This window comes from Aliikangiella maris, assembly GCF_040719265.1.
GTDB classification, from domain to species: Bacteria; Pseudomonadota; Gammaproteobacteria; order Enterobacterales; family Kangiellaceae; genus Aliikangiella; species Aliikangiella maris.
The window spans coordinates 164,644-183,501 of the sequence record NZ_JBFDAH010000001.1; the positions used below are offsets into that span (position 1 = coordinate 164,644).

The following is an 18,858-nucleotide window of genomic DNA, read 5'->3' on the forward strand; positions in this document are numbered from 1 at the left end:
ATGTTTTTTTAACTGAAAATAATATTGTAAATGTGAAGCAGTTATTTATTTGAGTGTTGTTTTATTTTTCTAATTTAATATTAAATAATTTAGCATTACTTACATTAATTCTTGCTTAAATAAAACTTCGATCGGTTTAGGTTGTCCGAGATGGTATCCTTGTGCATAAGTAACACCGATAGATTTTAATAATAAAAAGGTTTCTTCATTTTCTACAAACTCAGCAACAGTTTTTTTATTGAGTGCTGAAGCCACTTCATAAATCGCTTTAACTAAAGCCAGGTCTACTGGATTTGAAATTAAATCAATAATAAATGAACCGTCTATTTTTACAGATTGTGCGGGAAGTTGTTTGATATAATTGAAAGTGCTAAAACCAGTACCAAAGTCATCAATAGAAAACTCGCAGCCTAATCGACGAATAGCAGAAACAATTTGTCGGGTTGCCCGAATGTTACTTAAACTGGCACTTTCTGTTAATTCAAAAATAATATTAGCGGCATTCACTTGATATTGTTTAATGGTATCTTTAATTAGTGGTACTAGGCGTTCATCACTAAAGCCTTGCGCAGACAAATTAATCGATATTTTGCCCAGCTGCGGATATTCACTTAGATACTTTATTGCCTTGTTGATAACTTGATGGTCCAGCAAACTCATGTCACCTTCACGTTCAAGAGCAGGAATAAATTCACCGGGTGTTACTATTTTGCCATCGAGCTCTAATCTAACTAATGCTTCATAGTAATGCACCTCACGCGTATTTAATTCGAATATGGGTTGAAAATAAAGTAGCAAATTATCTTGGGCAACTGCCTGGTGTAATTTTCTTGCCCAGTCCAAACTGTTTTGTAGATCATTACTGTGTATGTCATTTTTGTCATAAATGTGAGCGAGGTTTCGTCCTTGTTTTTTTGCTGCATAAAGTGCAATATCAGCTTGCTTCATGTATTCATTGGCACTGGGCTCTTTGCCATTAATTTCAGCAATACCAATCGAGCAGTTAACTTGAAAAACCTGATCTTCGAGATTGCATCGATAATTGCTAAGTAGTTTACAGATATCATTCGCAATTATCAGTGCAGTTTGCTGGTTGGTATTTGGTAACAGCAAGGCAAACTCATCTCCTCCAATTCGAGCTAAAGTATCTGACTCTCGAAGCCGTGTTGAAATAAGTGATGCGATGCTTTTTAAGACGATGTCGCCTTGATGATGTCCCAATGTATCATTGATAACTTTAAAGTGATCTAAATCTAAATAAAGTAATGCATGGGGACCATTGCCGCGGCTGGCAGTAGCGGCGAATTGCTTGAGCTCTGTTTCAAAAAAGTGTCGGTTAAACAGTCCGGTTAGCCCATCATGCATGGCCATATATTCCAGATCACGTTGTGCTTTTTTTCGTGCAGTAATATTATCGATAGTGCCTGAAATAGTGCGACTGTTTTGTTGATCATCAATAGCAATTTCAAAGCGAGCTTCAACCCAAAGCTCCTCAGAAAATTTATTCTTCAGTTGAAACTCAAATCGATGTGAGGAAACTTTTCCAGAGAGGAGCGTGAACAATTCATTAGAAATATAGTTGCCTGGCAAATCAGAAATCTGAATAAAGTCGAGTAAAGGTTTGTTGTGGCTTTCTTTAATTTTGTATCCCGTGAGTTTTTCCCAGGCTCGATTAAGAAAACAAATCTTACCTTGTGTATTAAGCTCGATGACGACGCTACCGAGTTGATCGAGTAAGTGTTGATGAGCTTCTGATAAGCGTTTGTATTCTGCTCGACTCTGATTGAGCGATTTTACTTTTGAGGCAAACTGGGCGTTGCTAACCATAAAGTCTTCGCGTCTGGCTGCACTTTCACAGGCTCGGCGCAGTTCTTCGGCACGAAAGGGTTTGGTTATGAAATCTGCCGCACCGGCGAGCATTAGTTCTTCTGCTAATTCAATCGTATGGTTCGCTGTCATAATGACCACTGATTGATTGGGTTTTTGCTGTAAAATATATTTAAGAACCTGATTGCCAGTCATACCTGGTAACATCACATCCAACAAAATCAACGCATAATCTTTTTGATGCCAAAGTTTTATTCCTGTTTCGCCATCATCGGCAGCATCAACCGAAAAGCGGTGGCTTAAAATGCGACTGACTAAGTGCTTGGTATCGGGATTATCTTCAATCACCAACAACGGCGCTTTGGGGACTACCTCAAGTTTGCCGCGTTGCTGCATATTAATAATATCGATTAATTGTTCGCGTTGCTCAAATGCGATCAAGCGATTGATGCCAAACTCTCGGGCGGTGGTATTGGCAATATGCTCACACCAGGTATTGGCGACAATGATATACGGAGTTTCACGTGGACAACGCAATATGTCAGAACGCACTAGCCTGGCAAGACGCCAGCCGTCCATATCTCCAATTTGGATATTGCTGATGATGATTTCGATATTCTCATGACGCAGAATATCTATCGCCTTGGTTGCATCGCTTGCGGTGATAATTTTAAAATCAGTACCCTTAGTTAACAAAGACTCCAGAATATTCAATCGTTCAATGCTAGAATTAACCAACAAAAGCGTTTTAGTCGAAATCTTTTGAGACATACTACCTCGTTATTATCATTTATGCGTTCCCTATAAAATAATATTGGAGTCTTAATTAGAGTTAAAATTACCCTTTAGTATAAACCATAATATAAGTAAATCGCGGACTTATGTCCGTTTGTCCGTTTGTCCGTTTTGCCGTGTAAGATTAGATTAACATAAGATTATTCAACAAAAAATTTAAAGGTTATTTTAATATAAGAAAAAATCCTAATTCTTTTATGAAAATTATAGAATTTATTGTTAAAATCCGGTTCGAATGTTTATTAACCAACTCTTGGAGTACACAATGCGTGAATTATTAGTAATTGCCGATAGGAAGAAAGGGAAGCAGAATGCATTCCGCCATGCACTGGAAGTTGCAAAAAATACCGGTGCGACAATTGAGTTTGTTGGTTTCGTACATGCGCCTGGGGTTGATAGTTCAGAAATACTGACACATGAAGAAAAACGGAAAGTGCATAGAAAGTATACCGATCAAAAACAAGCAGAGATTGACAAGTTTTTAGCTACTCAAGATTTGGGTAATGTTAAGGTAAGAACCGATGTGGTTTGGGAAAGAGCATTTGAGCGTTGGGTTATTTCACGTTGCTCTCAAAAATCATTTGATATGGTTTTTAAATCTGGGCATCGTTCAGAGGCTTTCATGTATACACCATCTGACTGGCAATTAATGCGTCATTGTCCTGAGACGGTCATGATTGTTGGTGACCATGAGTGGAAGGAGGGTGGCATTTTATTAGCCGCACTAGACTTAGGATCAGATAATTCGCGAACGCATCGTTTAAATGAAGATATTTTGAATCAGACATTTAAGCTGGCGGAAGCAACCAATAGTGATGTGCATGCATGTTACTCAATCGCAATCCCTAAAGCCTTGGCCGACTTGGATCTCATTGACCCAGTTGAATACGAAAGAAAGATGAAAGACTCGTTAGACCCGGTAATCCGTAAGCTGGTTGAGGATGCTGGGCTTAAACGTGAGCAGTTGCATTTGGTATCAGGTAAGCCGGATAAAGAGATTTGTCGCATTGCTGAAAAAATCAGCGCTGATGCGGTAATCATCGGTAACAAAACTCGTGCCAGCTTACGCGGACGTTTAATGGGGAATACCGCTGAGAATGTACTTCATAAAGTTGCTGCTGATGTTGTCGTTGTAAAATAAGTCACAGACTTAATTTAGCAAACGGGAGTACATACTCCCGTTTTTGTTATTCTACTCAATCGTATTGTAAAATTAACGCTTAGCGCCCGTTGCTAAACAGTCTATGATTAAATTGATATTTGTGTCCGTGGCTTTACCTGTCTGAAATTTGAGGATACAATTTTTGAGGAACTAACTGATGTTGAAACAGGAATCAAAGGAAATCAGCGCTCAGCAGCAAAGTGTGAATGACAAAGGTGCTAATTTTGAGGATATTACCGGGCTAATAGTACATGCCTATAATAATTTTCTATCGGGTATGATGGGATTTACTGAGTTAGCTTTACTAGATTGTCCACAGCAAAATTTGAAAGCTCAATTAGAAGCCTCTTTAGAATCGGGAAATCAGGGGGTTCATTTTGGTAAACAGCTTCTTTCGTCGATTGGCCGGTTACAAGTAAACCTAGCACCAAGAAATCTGATAGAGCTACTTGTGCAATTTGCAAATGAAAAGCACATTGAATTTCAAAACCAGATTGGTGAGCAAAGTTGTCTCATTACTACCGAAGCCGAATGGTTTAATTACTGTCTGAATGTTCTTTATGAGTTTTGTGATAACCTTTCAACTGAAAAGACACTCGCTGTAAAAATAATCTTGCAGGATGCACGAGCAATAGTGACATTTTACTCGCCAAGTGTCGATTTAACCGAGGTTCAACAGCAACAATTATTTTTACCTTTTTATTCGAGTCGTTATATACAAGGCACGAAAGATGTTGGGCTTGCAGTGGTCAAAGGTTTTTTAGAGCAAATGAATGGTGAAATTGAGTGGCAGGATAAAAAAGGATTTATTATAAAAATACCAATATTGGAACGGTAATAACAATTCGTATACAACTAATTTGGTTAATAAAAAAGGGAAAACGATTTCCCTTTTTTATTTGATATTTTTACGGATTATTTTTAATTTAACACTCAATAATATTGACTGCCAATCCGCCTCGAGCTGTTTCTTTATATTTAGTCTTCATGTCTGCACCCGTTTCACGCATGGTTTTTATTACTTTATCAAGTGAAACTTTTTGTTCGCCATCGCCTTGTAGTGCCAATCTTGATGCATTAATCGCTTTAACTGCACCCATAGCATTTCGTTCAATACAAGGAACCTGAACTAAACCGCCAACCGGATCACAGGTTAAACCCAAGTTATGTTCCATACCAATTTCTGCGGCACATTCTACTTGCTTAGCTGTTCCGCCTAAGGCTTCTGTTAAACCGCCGGCTGCCATTGAACAGGCAACACCGACTTCTCCCTGACAACCCACTTCAGCACCAGAGATGGATGCGTTTAGTTTGTATAAAATACCTATTGCCGCAGATGCAAGTAAGAAACGGCGAATACTTTCTCGGCTACTCGGTTGATAGTAATGAATAAAATATTTGATAACGGCTGGAATTATTCCCGCTGCTCCATTTGTTGGCGCTGTTACTACTCGACCACCCGCAGCATTTTCTTCGTTCACTGAAAGTGCGTATAGATTAACCCAGTCCATTGCTGATAAGGGATCGGATTCTGCTTTGCCAGCGGTTAGTCTACGATGGAGAGAAGCGGCACGGCGTCTTACTTTATAACCGCCGGGTAATACGCCTTCTTTACGCATGCCTTTTTCAATACACGCATTCATGGTATCCCAGATTTTATCCAGTCCAGCATTGATCTCATCTTCAGTTCGCCAATGCTTCTCATTTTCCATCATGATACTGCTGATGCTCATGCCGGTTTCTTTGACAATTTGCAATAATTGCTCACCCGATTGAAAGTCATAAGGCAGTTGTAAATGGGCTTGTTGAATGGGTTTCGGATCGGTTTCTTCACCAACAATAAAACCACCACCAACGGAGTAATAAATTTTTTCGAGAATTATTTCTCCCTCTTCACCAATAGCGGTAAATTTCATTCCATTGGCATGAAAGGGGAGAGATTTACGACGGTTAAAAATTATATCCTTATCATAATTAAAAGGAATGGTTTGTTTGCCGAAAAGGTTAATAACCTGACTGGTTTTTATGTGCTCGATTCGTGCTGGAACAGAGTCTGTATCGACTGTATCGGGTTTTTCACCTTCGAGTCCCAATAAGATGGCAACATCACTACCATGTCCTTTTCCGGTATAGCCCAAAGAACCATAAAGTTCAGACTTCACTTTTACGATTGGTTTTTTTTGTGCAATCGCTTTCTTTATAAATCGCCTAGCAGCACGCATAGGTCCAACAGTATGTGAACTTGAAGGACCAATACCCACGGTAAATAAATCAAAAACTGAAACAGCCAAAGTTTCACCTCAAATAGTCTAGTAAATTTGATTTTTATATTATTATTTTATGTTGCTTGTTACGTGTCGTTTGCACGTGTAATTCGACGAGCAAAGTTAACTAGAATTCTAGCAGTTGCCCCCCAAATATTATAATGCTTATATCGTATAACATAGTAGCTGATTTTTCGTCCGTTAAAAAAATCTTCGTGCAGTTCTTGGTTAGATTCTTGTGTAATAAAATCTAGCGGAACAGTAAACACTTCTTCAACCTCATTCTCATCTGGAATGATGCTATAATCTTTATCAATAACTCCGACAAATGGCGTAATACTAAATTGGGATGTTGTGTGTTGAGAGGGTAAGCGGCCGAGTAACCTGATTTTTTCTGCGGGAATACCAATTTCTTCGAATGTTTCTCTCAAGGCAGTATCTCGTAGATCGCTATCAATTGACTCTAAACGTCCACCAGGAAAGCTAATTTGACTCGGATGGTGTTTCAGGTGAGCGGCGCGACGGGTGAGTAATACATCAAAACAAAGTGCCATATTATTCGTTTTTCTTTCTGGATTCTCTCTTCTATGCTCGATCAAAGGAACTAAAACTGCTGCAGATTTTAAAGGTTGAGATTGTTGCTCAATTAATCTGTTAGCTATTACGTCAGATTGATTATATGAAGCTGATTTATCTGCTGAAATATTCTCAACATAATGATGTTTATTCGCATGATTATCTTCGAATGGTAGTAATTGATCTTTAATCCGATGTATGAGCATAGTGTTTGATAGCGTGATGTATGGTTTTAACCCCTAAAATTGTCAGGTAAAGTCTAGCTAACTAAAGTTTAACAGAATCAACTTAGTTTGGAGTCAGTATTGGTAATATTTTGGCGAGTTTGTCATAGGTTTCTTGGTATTCGGTGTTTAATTCTGAGTCAGCGACCAGCCCGCCACCAGCCCAACAAAATAATTTTTGATTTTTGGCGATAATAGTACGTATACAAATATTGGTATCCATATGTGCATTAAAATCAATATAGCCAATAATCCCACAATATAAATTACGCCTTGCGGGTTCAAGTTCTTCAATAATCTCCATTGCTCTGATTTTTGGCGCGCCCGTAATTGAGCCCCCCGGCAGCGTCGTTTTTAAAAGATCAAATTCATCAAAACGCTCTGCCAGTTTGGCAGTGATCGTTGAAATTAAGTGGTGCACCGATTCAAATTGATAATGTTGGTAAAGTTCTTCGACTTTGACACTTGCCTTGGCTGCTGTTCGACTTAAGTCATTGCGTAATAAGTCAACAATCATTAAATTTTCTGTTTTATCTTTTTCACTATGTATTAATTCTGATTTGAGGCGAGCATCAATTTGGGGATCGGGATGGCGTGGGCGAGTGCCTTTAATTGGTTGTGTTTTCACGCAGCGCTGCCTGGATTCAATAAATCGCTCTGGTGATAGGCATAAAATTTGGTGATCAACATAATTAAGGTATGCGGAAAAAGGCGCTTGATTTGCCTTGGTTAACTTTGCATAAGCGGTAACCGGATTACCGTTAAATTGAGTTGAAAACTGCTGGGCATAATTGACTTGATAACAATCACCGGCCTGAATGTAATCCTGGATTTTTTGAAAAGCAGTCGTGTATTCTTGTTTTGATGTATTGCTTTGCCAGGAAGCCGTAATATTGAACTTGGGGAGTTGTGTCAAGGGGGGATTACTTGGCTTAAGCTGTTGCGTAACTTTATCGACAATTGCACACCATTGCTCATTGTCCAACCCAAAATTATGGAGTCGAGTTCGACGGTTTCTATGATCAGTGATTAATGCCCATTGATATAACCCCATTTGTATCTGCGGTAACTGAATATCATCCCTGGCAATGTTTGGTAAACGCTCGAGAGAACGAGCAAAATCATAACTAATGTAACCTAGCCAGCCACCACAAAAAGGCATATCAACCTTTTGTGGATTCGTATCGCTGCTTGGCTTAGTACTATACTCGTTACTTTTCAGCATATTTACATAGGCTGGTTTGAATAATTGAAGAATTTTTCTCATGCAATCTAATGGATCGCTGAGATTTAATAACGCTAACTTTTTTACCTGCTCAGTCTTATCGGGTTGATTTAAACAGGGCTGGGGAGTCTTGGTTTCACCAAGTTGTTGGTAATCAAATGGCGCTTCAATTTTACAGCGTTTTCCATTAAAAGTTAATTTAACGCTTGGCGCAAAACTGAAAATATCAAATCGACTTAACTGATTGAGACTGGCTTGATTTTCATTGTGTTGCTTTTTCGCACTATCCAGTAACACAGCCCAGGGCAGGGATAATAAAGGGTGTAAATAATGAAGCTTATGTTCGTGAGATAGATAAGGAAGTTCAATTATATTCATGAATAACGATATAGCAAAAATGATTGACAAGATTCAATTGCAGGACTATTTAATTGAGCTGATTTTCTGGCAAGTGAATTCACGACATTATGACGCTTATTGTAACTGAATCATTTGAAAACATCAGCTTTTTCGGTAGTATGCATTTCTTATGCTACACATATTACTCCACTTTATTATTCCTGCAATTGTTGCAAGACTGGCTTTTCGTAAGAATTGGCTGAGGGTTTATTTAATCTTTTGTTTAACAATGCTTGTGGATTTAGATCATCTGCTAGCGACGCCTATTTATGATCCATTTCGTTGCAGTATTGCGTTTCATCCGTTGCACAGTTATTGGGCAATTGGTGTGTATATCATTTTGATTTTTATTCCTAAAACCAAAGAGATTGGTATTGGCTTGTTAATTCATATGTTATTAGACTGGCAGGATTGTTGGTACAAAATTTCATTCTGAGTTTATTAACGATCTTACAAAAACTCGTACCATGAAAAATTGACGATGCAAAAACTTTTAGTATTTACCAGGCCAGCTAAAAATATAAGTTACTCTACTGTAAAATTTGTTGAACCTTTATTTATAATTATTTTATTCATGACTATTCTGTATACGTTTATGCCATACAATTCTATCTATTAAATAGATTATCTTAATAAAATATAATTATATAGTTAAAAGTCCGTTTACTTTTGTCTTTATACGGGTTTAAATCAAGCCTACCTGTCTTAAGATTCAAGAAATTTTAGTGAAAGTAGCGATCCGTGGAGCGAGCCAAATCGATGCTCGTGTTGTATTACCGGGCAGTAAATATATTGCCAATCGATTATTATTAATGTGTGCGCTCGCCGAGTCAGAATCTCGCCTGACAAATGTGGTTAATAATCATGATATTCAAACCTCGATTGAAGGGTTGCGCCAGCTTGGTTATCAATTTGAGCAGCAGTCTGCTGAATTAGTGATTAAGCCGCGTGTTCAACAACCCGATATGAAAGTTAAATTATATACCGCGCATAGTGGGACTTTTTCTAGATTTGTCTCTGCTATCGCTGCATTAGAGAGCGTGCCGGTTGAAATTGACTGTTCGGCTAAAATGGCCACTCGTCCGATGCTCGAATTATTTGCCGGACTAATTGAGTTGGGCGTTAAAATAGACTCTCCAAACAATTGCCTTCCTGCAACCATTACCGGTCCGGTAATCGGTGAAACCTGCGCTATTGATGCTAGTAGAAGTAGTCAGTATTTAAGTGCGTTGATGATTATCGCTCCGCGACTTCCACAGGGGTTAACGATTCAGCTAGATAATCAAGTTGTATCGGGTGCTTATGTTGAAATGACAACTAGATTTATGCAAATGATGGGTGTTCAGGTTGATCAGTCGGCCCATGCAATTAAAATTTTACCGGGTCAAAAATATCATGGAATTGACTTTCAAATTCCTGGTGATGCTGTTTCGGCCAGTTACTTTATGGGCGCTGCTGCAATTAGCGGTGGTCGGGTTACCATTGCTGATTTCGATTTTGATTCAGTGCAGGGCGAAGCTCGGTTTTATCAAGTTCTTGAACAAATGGGGGTAACTGTCACTCGGTTGGGGAACGATTTGCTGATTAGTGGTCCGCAGCAACTCAAAGGAATTGAAGTCGATATGGGAGATATGCCTGATGCGGTACAAACTTTAGCGGCTGTCGCTTGTTACACTGATGGTGTTACTAAAATTACCAATATTGCCCACTTGGCCTATAAAGAGTCTAACCGAATTGAAGATACTGCACATGAGTTGCGTAAAGCGGGAGTTCGCGTCGACTCGGGCAAAGATTATTTAACGATTTATGGTGGTTCGCCACATGCCGCAACATTTGAAACACATGAAGATCACCGTATGGCGATGAGTCTTGCGTTGCTGGGTATTAAAACACCCGGTATTCAAATTAATAATGCTCAAGTCGTTGAAAAGTCTTTTCCTGAATATTGGCAATATCTGACAGCAATAGGAATTGATGTGAATACTCTGGTTGACGATTAAAGGTACAATTAATCAATTATGTTTAATCAAAAACAGGTCGAACAGCTTTCGTTAACAGAAATTGAAGCGCAGTTGGAACTGTTAACTCAGCAGCGTCAGCGGCTGCTTGAATCAATCGGTGATGCTTCACCAGATGAATTACCTTTGTCCAAAGATGTTTCTGCAAATACTGATTCGATCGATATTGATTTATTAAATACATCCTTCATACCAGAGCAAAAAACAATTGAGCCAAAAGTCAGCGCGATAGCAAGTATAAAAGAAGGTAAAGAAGAAGGTACAAAAGAAACGGCTCAGCAAAGTCTGCGGTGTAAGGTCGTTATTGTTGGTGGAAGAGGTCAGCTTGGCAAACTGTTCGTCGGGTTATTTTCGGCATCAGGATATGTGGTTGAAATTATTGAAGCGGAAGATTGGCCTAATGCAAGCAGTAAACTTGAAAATAGTCGATTGGTCATTGTTGCCGTTCCTATTGATATAACGGTTGAAGTAATTAAGCGACTCAATCAGTTACCACAAGATTGCATTCTAGCTGATTTAACCAGTATTAAGGCAAGGCCACTGGCGGCAATGTTATCGGTTCATCAAGGACCGGTTGTCGGGCTACACCCTATGTTTGGTCCAGATTTAGCACATATTCAAGGACAAACTGTCGTGGTTTGCGAGGGCCGATATGCTGAGCAGTATCAATGGTTGATTGAGCAACTGAATGACTGGCAAGCGACGACTTATTTGGTGGATGCACAAAAACATGATGAAACAATGGCATTTGTGCAGGTATTACGCCACTTTTCGACGGCAGTGTATGGTGTTCATTTAAGTCAGGAGGACATCTGTCTGACTGATATTCTAGCGATGAGCTCGCCAATTTATCGACTTGAATTGGCTATGGTAGGGCGTTTATTTGCTCAAGCCCCTGAGTTGTACACTGAGATTATATTTGCAAACCCCGATAATATTGCGATGATGAGGCGATATGTTACTCGATTTGAGCGCATGCTGGAATTATTGAGTAAAGGCGATAAGCAAGGGTTTAAGACAGCATTTCTGGCAACTCGTGAATGGTTTGGAGATTTTGCTGAAGTTTGCTTATATGAAAGTGGGCGAATGCTGGAAGCTGCAAATCAAGTTAAAAACAGATAATTAGATACTTTACTTTAATCTTTAATGTAACTTTCAACTCAATTTGTAAGCAATTTAAAGATGCTAAAATGTATCGATATTTTTTAGAATAAATATTGGCAGGCTTGTGCACATATTCATAATATCGATTAAAATGGCGAGCTTTTGGAAAATATTTTCTGAAAGTACCATGTTTTAACAACCAGTTATCAAGATGCAATGAAATCAGATATATAAAATCTGATTAAAGATAGTCAGTAAAGAGAGCGCAATATGTCGGGAGATAGTTTCGGAAAGTTATTTAAAATTACCAATTGGGGGGAATCTCATGGACCTGCAATTGGTTGCGTGGTTGAAGGGTGTCCCGCTGGCATACCTTTAACTGAGACTGATATACAACCGTTTTTAGACAAACGTCGCCCAGGGCAAAGCCAATTAGTCACCCAACGTAATGAAGCCGATCAGGTTAAGATATTATCCGGTGTTGTTGATGGCAAAACGACTGGAACGGCAATTAGTTTGTTAATTGAAAACAATAATAACCGATCCAAAGATTATAGTGAGTTTGCAAAGTTATATCGTCCAAGTCATGCTGATTTTACTTACCAGCAAAAATACGGTATTAGAGATGTTGCAGGTGGTGGCCGAAGTTCGGCGCGAACGACTGCATCAAATGTCGCTGCTGGGGCGATTGCCTTAAAAGTGCTACAACGAGCAAATATCGAAATTTTATCGTGGGTAGATTCTGTTGGCACTATTTCAGCCAAAATAGACGCTGATCAAGTTACCGAAGCTTTAATTGAAAGTAACCCAGTACGCTGCCCAGATTTGGTGGCGGCTAAAGCAATGGAAGAAAAAATTCTGGCCATTCGTAAAGCAGGAGACACCATCGGTGGCGTGGTGAAGTGTGTGGTTCGAGGAGCGCCAATTGGACTTGGTGAACCGCTATTTGATAAATTGGAAGCTGATCTCGCCAAAGCAATGTTATCAATTAATGCCAGTAAAGGGTTTGAGTTTGGTTCTGGATTTGCAGGAACAGAACTCATAGGCAGTCAGCATAATGATATCTTTTATCAGGATGAAAATAGCCAAATAAAAACGCATACTAATCATTCTGGTGGCATTCAAGGCGGAATTTCAAATGGAATGGATATTTATTTTAGAGTTGCATTCAAGCCGGTTGCCACTTTAATGCAGCAGCAGCAAACGGTTGATACTTCGGGAAATGCTATTGAATACCACGGTCGAGGTCGACATGATCCCTGCGTTTTGCCTCGTGCCGTACCGATTGTTGATGCAATGACGGCAATTGTGTTATGCGATCATTGGTTAAGACATCAGGCTTATTGTCACTCATGATTTCACTTTGCCATTGGCGTTTTGCCAGTGGCATCGCTGTCAATGATTTATGTTTTACTCTTTTGATTTACTTTTGGGGAGCTGCAACCCCAATTGTTCGCCACGCCACTTAGCAAAATACATACTCGAAAAAAGAAAAATGCTGCTTAATAATAGTTCGCACAAAATTGCCGGTAATTCTTGAGGATTTGTTAAAAGTGCCGTTAGACCGTGGCAGATATAAATAACTGCAATAAAACCAGACCAAGCGTGAGTGTAAGCTTTGCCTTTTATTAACCCAGCGAGCGGAAATAATAATGGGAATATCCAGATGAAGGTTAGTGTAAGGTTAGAGAACTGCGTCGATGGATACCACCATAAATTCCAACTCGGAATTAATAAAATTAATCCGAAATAGCTGAATAATGTTAAACGGTGTGCCAATCGCATACGCGATGTTGGTTGAACTGGATGACTAAAATTATCAATACTCATTGGTCAGTAATTTACTCGTACTGCGCTTAAAAAATAAAGCTTAAGTTAATGAAGTTTAATGATGTTAAATTATTGCTGGCTAAATCTTCAATCTTTTAACTTGATGGCAAACTCCGCAACTCGTTTACCCTGCGCTATGGCAAGTTGCTTTTCATGCTCGCTGATAGCATGTTGATTATCATTTCCTGACCAGTGAGTAACGCCATAAGGGGTGCCGCCTGTTGTGGTATGTAACAGTGCTGTTTCGCGATAAGGTAAACCGCAGATCAGCATCCCGTGATGTAAAAATGGAATCATCATGGAAAGTAAAGTTGATTCTTGTCCACCATGCAAACTGGCGGTTGAGGTAAAGCAGCTAACAGGTTTGCCGGCTAACTTCCCTTGCATCCAAAGCTCACTGGTACCATCAATAAAATATTTCAGCGCAGCTGCCATATTACCAAAACGGGTGGGGCTGCCTACGATTAATCCATCGCAAGTCAGTAAGTCTTGTTGACTGGCATACAAATCACCTTGTTCGGGGATTGCACTTTGTGACTTTTCAATATTATCAGATACCGTTGGTACCGTTCTCAGTACGGCCTGTGCTCCTAGCTGATTAACGCCTCTGGCAATTAATTGAGCCAATTGGCGGGTTTTTCCACCATGAGAATAATATAAAATCAATACTTGTGCTGACATGGGCTGCCTTGGTTTTTTGCCTTAGGGAAGAAGTGAAATTTAAAACAAGTGCTTAAAGTTGGTCACTTTATTTAAAAAATACCAGCACATTTTCTGGCGGTCGCCCAATGACTGCTTTTTTTCCTTTTACTACGATTGGGCGTTCGATCACCTTAGGATTCTCAGTCATTAGCTGAATTTGTTGTGCTTCAGATAAGGTTTCGTCGTTAAGGCCTGCCGCTTGGTATTCAGCTTCTTTTTTGCGCATTAATGCTTGCGGTGATAATTTTAGTGAAGCCAAAATAGTTGTTAACTCTTCGGCAGTGGGCGGTGTTTTCAGATATTCAATGACTTCGACATCTGCATCATTTTCATGTAATAAATCAAGAGTTTGTCGTGATTTTGAGCAACGAGGATTATGATATATTTTAAACTTGGCCATAGCGTTATCACCTTAAGCTGTTTTGAAGTATGGTTTACGATAGGTTAATGTTACATTGTTTGTTGATGGTAATTGAGATAATAGAGCCAGTCAGACTGTTATCACCAATTTACGATATATCGACTACCGATTAAAAGAGAGTTATTTTAGGGTGAAGTTGTGATTGAGAAAAGAGTTAAATACCTGTTGGCGTTGATTGGTTATGTTTTTGAGCGATATTCGTTCAATCGAAGCTCTTCGGTGGCGGCAGAATTGACTGTTACTAGTATTTTGGCACTTGTGCCGCTAACTGCGGTGATTTTTGCATTATTAGCCTTTATTCCAAGTTTTCAGAATTTGGGTGAAGAAATACAAACTTGGCTTTACCAATATTTTGTTCCTAGTACCGGTGAAACCGTACAGCAATATATTCGCGAATTTGTCGGTAAAGCGCGGGGGTTGTCAGGATTAGGATCCGTGATGTTAATTATTACTGCATTAGCACTCATGCGGACTATTGACCAAAGTTTTAATAAAATCTGGCATTCAAAATCAACCAAATCTTTTGTAAGAACCTTATTAGTGTATTGGGCGGTATTGACTTTAGGGCCTATATTTTTGGGTTCTAGTTTGGTGATTACTTCTTATATTAAATCCTTACCGATTGTTTCTGATGTGGTTGAGCAAGGACAATGGCTTACTTTATGGCTGCCATTTTTAATGGCATCAATAGCATTTAGTGTGATGTACTATGTGATCCCTAATCGAAAAATTCGTGTCTGGCATGCGGCTTTATCCGGATTGATAACTGCAACACTGTTCGAAATCGCCAAATTTGCGTTTGGTGTATTTGTATCAGGTGTGTCGACTTATCAATTAATCTTTGGCGCGTTGGCGGCCGTACCTTTATTTTTAATCTGGATTTATTTGAGCTGGAGCATTGTTTTATTTGGGGCGGAAATTTGTCATGCATTGGATGCATTTGAACCAGAAGAAGTACGTCAAAATTTGCACCCATTAATCGAATTAATCGGGTTATTACAATGTTTTGCGCAGGCGCAGCGAGCCGGAGAAGTGATTAGTGAACAGCAATTAAAAAAATTAAGAGAGACAATTGGTCGACGGGTCAGTCAAGATTGGATAGAAAAGTTGATTGCTGCCAAAGTGATTGCGCAAACACATGAGCAATCATATTGTATGATTAAAAATGCAGATAAACTTGATTTTGAATTAGTTTTCAATTTGGCTGGACGTCATTTTCCTACACCAGCACAAGTTGAAAGCAGCTTTTTGTCAGCTGCCAGCAAAGCCTCATTAAATGAGATAATTGTCACTATTCAGAAACAGCTTAATGGTCGCCTGGTAATCTAAGGTCGTCCAGACTGTTGGGAAAATTATCATCTGACTTGTCATCAAAACTATCGAGAATATCGCCTTTTTCATGAGGAATTGATGTCCAAGGGATCACATCAGATACCTCATCCTGAACTTCCTCTGCCAGTTCATCGCGCAACTCGTAAGTTTGAAAGAAAAAGCGCTCCACGCAGGGCGTTATTTCAACTTTTAATCGAGGTCGTACTTCAACCGGTTTGTCCATGCCAAGCATTGCATAAACCCGGTTTTCACTATGTGAACCACGCAAGGTAATAATGGTTGATGAGTTACTGCCTTCAATTACGGTGTCAGAAACGACTATGCCAGCCTGTCCACCTTTTTCATTTCTACCCTGATAAAGAATTAATCTCACGGGGTGATAGCGGCCTTCAATATATTTTAAGCCTAACATGGTTCCATTATTTTTATCGCCAGTATGCCAGCGACAAACTGCCAGACGCCAGTGTGGCGCTGGTGAGCCATCCATATATTCTCGAATAAATGCTAAGTCTCCCAACTTAATATTGGGAATCATATAACGGCGAGAGCATAAGCCTATCCCGCCACTACTTACATTGATTGCATCCCACGAAAGCTGCTCGGCCGTTTGAATTTCAGTTAACGCTTCAATTTCGTTGAAAGAGAGCGATACGCCGCTATTTTGTTCAATTCTTCCCAGAATACGACAAATATTATCAATACCCCAAATGACATCAACTTTAGTCACAATAGGGTAGCGACGAGACGAACGTTCAATACGGTGACGCCAATGTTTGGCAATATGTTCCCAGAGATATTTGGCGGTAATATGAGAAATTGACTTATGAAAGGTATTATCAGGTAATCTATTTTTATCGTTAAACGTTTCTAAATCAAAACTGATTTGTCGTAATAAATCAAAAGTCAGTAATAAGCGAATTTTTGGATCTTCCGGATCATCGAGTTCACTGGTTACAAAACTGGGTTTGTTTTCAGAAGTGACATCAATAATAAAACATTCTTCTTTACGAAAATCATCAGGATCTTCTGAAATATGTGCCAAATGTATCCAGTTTTGTAAATAAAAGAATAGCTGCCAATGTTCGCCTTTATCAAGATGGTAAGGATCGGATAAAGCCAATAGACAGTTACGAATGTAATTTTTCTCAATCGTATTTAAACAATGAGAATTAGTAACTTCAAACTCTGCATGTTCGATATTATCGCGTCCAGCATGGGCAAACAGCGCATTGATTTCACGCCACAAATAAATGGGAATAGGGGTGTAGTTTTCATATTGCTCGATGAGCATGATACCGAGATAAAAAATGGCAAAGCCAATCGCTTTGACTTTAAATTTATTTTTGCCCCAAAATTGACGTTTGTGTTGTGAGTCGTTGACAATAATCTTGTGGGCGAAGGCCATTTCGCGCGTAAAATTATGCAGTTTATTTAGATTGTCTTTTTCAACTTGAGATGTTTTGCTGCTAATAGTAATTTTGGGACGAAATCTATCGTGAATTAACTGGTAACTGGCATCGAATAACTCCACTAGCTCGGCTCTTTGTTTAAAAGGCATTTCAGTTCGGTTAAGACTCGATATTGCGCGTGTAATTTCGGGCAACGTTTTAGACATATCTGCTAGTGGCAGCGACAGTAACCAATCGGAAAGCTTGGCCCGGTCAGTTTCGACCAGAATATGCTGGCCTTCCTGCTGTGAGGGAATAGTTAATCTGAGACTATCCATATGAAACCTTAAAATACTCCCAAATAACTCGTCGCAATAAAATAGTGTGTCAGTCTAGTGTCTTTTATCATGCTGTGTATAATAATCGTTTGTCTACTAATAAAATAATTTAAACACAATAACGCCAAAAGTCAGTGAATGTTAAATTGCTAAATCGCATTAGGTTAAATTGGTACGACTTTAGTATTAGTTGAAGTATTAGTTAAATTTGCAAATTAATGAATTTTGTAATCGATTTGCATAAAATTTTTAAACTAATGCCAACGTATTAATCAAAAGGACATTACAAGAGTATAGCAACTGGACCTGTTGCTCATGACAATACTTGAATTACTTATAAAAGAATTGCTGTTTATATCTCTTTTTTTGCTAATTGTCCAATTTTTCAACGAATCCACTGAATTTTCTTATGAGTGGTATTGTGTCATTAAAAATTATTCAAAATCAATACGATATCATTAAGTAAATCAACTGAAAACATGAAAACTATAGCATATTTTATTCGCACAATTCTATTTGGATTCGGTCTTATCTTGACTGGCTGCACTCAAAATGGACAATTTACCCTGCTTGATGGCAAAAGTTATTCTCTCGATGATTTTTCTGGCCAGTGGGTGATTATTAATTTTTGGGCTGAGTGGTGTTCTCCTTGCCTGGAAGAAATTCCAGAACTCAACAAGCTGGCAAACCAAGAGCAAGCATTTAAAGTGACAGTTATTGGGGTCAGTTATGACCAACTTACCTTAAACCAATTAACTGATACCGTAAAAAAATGGCAGATTGAATACCCTGTTATTGCTACCGAACCTGTCCCAATTTTGCCATTTGAGTTGCCTCCTACCTTGCCAACTAACTATTTACTTAACCCGGATGGAAAAATTGTAGCAAAACTAGTTGGTACGCAAACCTACGAATCTTTAAATGCAGCAATTTTAAAAGCTCAAAATAAATAGCGTTGACTCTTCTTTACATAGAGATTTCAATGGCGTAGTTGAATTAAAGTACCGCAATCGACAAAATGAGTACTGGTATGAATTATTTTATTATATGCTGCGATAAAATAGAATTTGGTTATGATGTCTGGTTTAATGGTTACTGATAGATTTCCGTCGATGAAGCAAAAAGCTCAGGTTATCTTGAATAAATTGCACCTTTGTTTGGTTTTTCGATATAAAGCCCGATTTAAGCTGAAGTTGAGAGGCGTTAATTAATTAAAACGCTGGGACTGAAAGTTGTTTGGAATAGTGATTATA

Annotated in this window: 16 protein-coding genes; 8 read left to right on the forward strand and 8 right to left on the reverse strand. The window is 38.8% G+C overall.

The features are described from left to right. Positions 1-99: 99 nt before the first annotated feature. Positions 100-2,598 carry an EAL domain-containing protein gene (locus ABVT42_RS00705; RefSeq protein WP_353873172.1) on the reverse strand — a complete coding sequence of 833 codons (2,499 nt, stop codon included), beginning with the start codon at positions 2,596-2,598 and terminating at the stop codon, positions 100-102. Positions 2,599-2,887: 289 nt separating this feature from the next. Here ABVT42_RS00705 and ABVT42_RS00710 point away from each other — a divergent pair, with 289 nt between their 5' ends. Both ABVT42_RS00710 and ABVT42_RS00715 read left to right on the forward strand, forming a co-directional pair. Next, positions 2,888-3,763 carry a universal stress protein gene (locus ABVT42_RS00710; RefSeq protein WP_353873173.1) on the forward strand — a complete coding sequence of 292 codons (876 nt, stop codon included), beginning with the start codon at positions 2,888-2,890 and terminating at the stop codon, positions 3,761-3,763. 178 nt (positions 3,764-3,941) lie between these two features. After that, the gene (locus tag ABVT42_RS00715) at positions 3,942-4,622 is read left to right on the forward strand and encodes a sensor histidine kinase (RefSeq protein WP_353873174.1); all 681 of its coding nucleotides are present in this window, start codon (positions 3,942-3,944) and stop codon (positions 4,620-4,622) included. Between the two features lie 88 nt (positions 4,623-4,710). On the opposite strand, the gene ABVT42_RS00720 is transcribed toward ABVT42_RS00715, so the two are convergent. The 3 genes from ABVT42_RS00720 to pabB form a co-directional block, all read right to left on the reverse strand. Then, on the reverse strand, positions 4,711-6,075 hold the full coding sequence (locus ABVT42_RS00720; RefSeq protein WP_353873175.1) for an L-serine ammonia-lyase: 1,365 nt from the start codon (positions 6,073-6,075) through the stop codon (positions 4,711-4,713). Between the two features lie 59 nt (positions 6,076-6,134). Then, the gene (locus ABVT42_RS00725; protein ID WP_353873176.1) at positions 6,135-6,830 is read right to left on the reverse strand and encodes an NUDIX hydrolase; all 696 of its coding nucleotides are present in this window, start codon (positions 6,828-6,830) and stop codon (positions 6,135-6,137) included. A gap of 82 nt (positions 6,831-6,912) precedes the next feature. Beyond that, positions 6,913-8,451, reverse strand: coding sequence for an aminodeoxychorismate synthase component I (gene pabB, locus ABVT42_RS00730; RefSeq protein WP_353873177.1), 1,539 nt, complete (start codon positions 8,449-8,451; stop codon positions 6,913-6,915). Positions 8,452-8,602: 151 nt separating this feature from the next. Between pabB and ABVT42_RS00735 the strand changes: the two genes are divergently transcribed. The 4 genes from ABVT42_RS00735 (at position 8,603) to aroC (ending at position 12,950) form a co-directional block, all read left to right on the forward strand. Further along, positions 8,603-8,908, forward strand: a complete 306-nt coding sequence (locus tag ABVT42_RS00735) for a DUF6122 family protein (RefSeq protein ID WP_353873178.1) — start codon at positions 8,603-8,605, stop codon at positions 8,906-8,908. 289 nt (positions 8,909-9,197) lie between these two features. Beyond that, positions 9,198-10,472 (forward strand): 3-phosphoshikimate 1-carboxyvinyltransferase, encoded by a 1,275-nt coding sequence (aroA, locus tag ABVT42_RS00740; RefSeq protein ID WP_353873179.1) that lies wholly within the window; start codon positions 9,198-9,200, stop codon positions 10,470-10,472. Between the two features lie 18 nt (positions 10,473-10,490). Continuing rightward, on the forward strand, positions 10,491-11,612 hold the full coding sequence (gene tyrA / locus ABVT42_RS00745; protein ID WP_353873180.1) for a bifunctional chorismate mutase/prephenate dehydrogenase: 1,122 nt from the start codon (positions 10,491-10,493) through the stop codon (positions 11,610-11,612). 252 nt (positions 11,613-11,864) lie between these two features. Beyond that, positions 11,865-12,950, forward strand: a complete 1,086-nt coding sequence (aroC, locus tag ABVT42_RS00750) for a chorismate synthase (RefSeq protein ID WP_353873181.1) — start codon at positions 11,865-11,867, stop codon at positions 12,948-12,950. Between the two features lie 54 nt (positions 12,951-13,004). On the opposite strand, the gene ABVT42_RS00755 is transcribed toward aroC, so the two are convergent. From ABVT42_RS00755 to arsC, 3 genes are all read right to left on the reverse strand, one after another. Then, the gene (locus ABVT42_RS00755; protein ID WP_353873182.1) at positions 13,005-13,424 is read right to left on the reverse strand and encodes a DUF2069 domain-containing protein; all 420 of its coding nucleotides are present in this window, start codon (positions 13,422-13,424) and stop codon (positions 13,005-13,007) included. A gap of 87 nt (positions 13,425-13,511) precedes the next feature. Further along, entirely contained in the window at positions 13,512-14,105 is a 594-nt protein-coding gene (wrbA, locus tag ABVT42_RS00760) for an NAD(P)H:quinone oxidoreductase (RefSeq protein WP_353873183.1), read from the reverse strand. A gap of 67 nt (positions 14,106-14,172) precedes the next feature. After that, a complete protein-coding gene (gene arsC, locus ABVT42_RS00765) occupies positions 14,173-14,526 on the reverse strand; it encodes an arsenate reductase (glutaredoxin) (protein WP_353873184.1) in 354 nt (117 codons plus the stop codon). Between the two features lie 159 nt (positions 14,527-14,685). Between arsC and ABVT42_RS00770 the strand changes: the two genes are divergently transcribed. After that, positions 14,686-15,876: a YihY family inner membrane protein gene (locus ABVT42_RS00770; RefSeq protein WP_353873185.1), complete on the forward strand. Its 1,191-nt coding sequence runs from the start codon at positions 14,686-14,688 to the stop codon at positions 15,874-15,876. Here the strand turns inward: ABVT42_RS00770 and ABVT42_RS00775 are convergent. Continuing rightward, the gene (locus tag ABVT42_RS00775) at positions 15,854-17,605 is read right to left on the reverse strand and encodes a hypothetical protein (protein WP_353873186.1); all 1,752 of its coding nucleotides are present in this window, start codon (positions 17,603-17,605) and stop codon (positions 15,854-15,856) included. The genes ABVT42_RS00770 and ABVT42_RS00775 overlap by 23 nt on opposite strands. A gap of 479 nt (positions 17,606-18,084) precedes the next feature. On the opposite strand from ABVT42_RS00775, the gene ABVT42_RS00780 reads away from it, so the two are divergent. After that, a complete protein-coding gene (locus ABVT42_RS00780; protein WP_353873187.1) occupies positions 18,085-18,558 on the forward strand; it encodes a TlpA family protein disulfide reductase in 474 nt (157 codons plus the stop codon). Positions 18,559-18,858 lie beyond the last annotated feature (300 nt).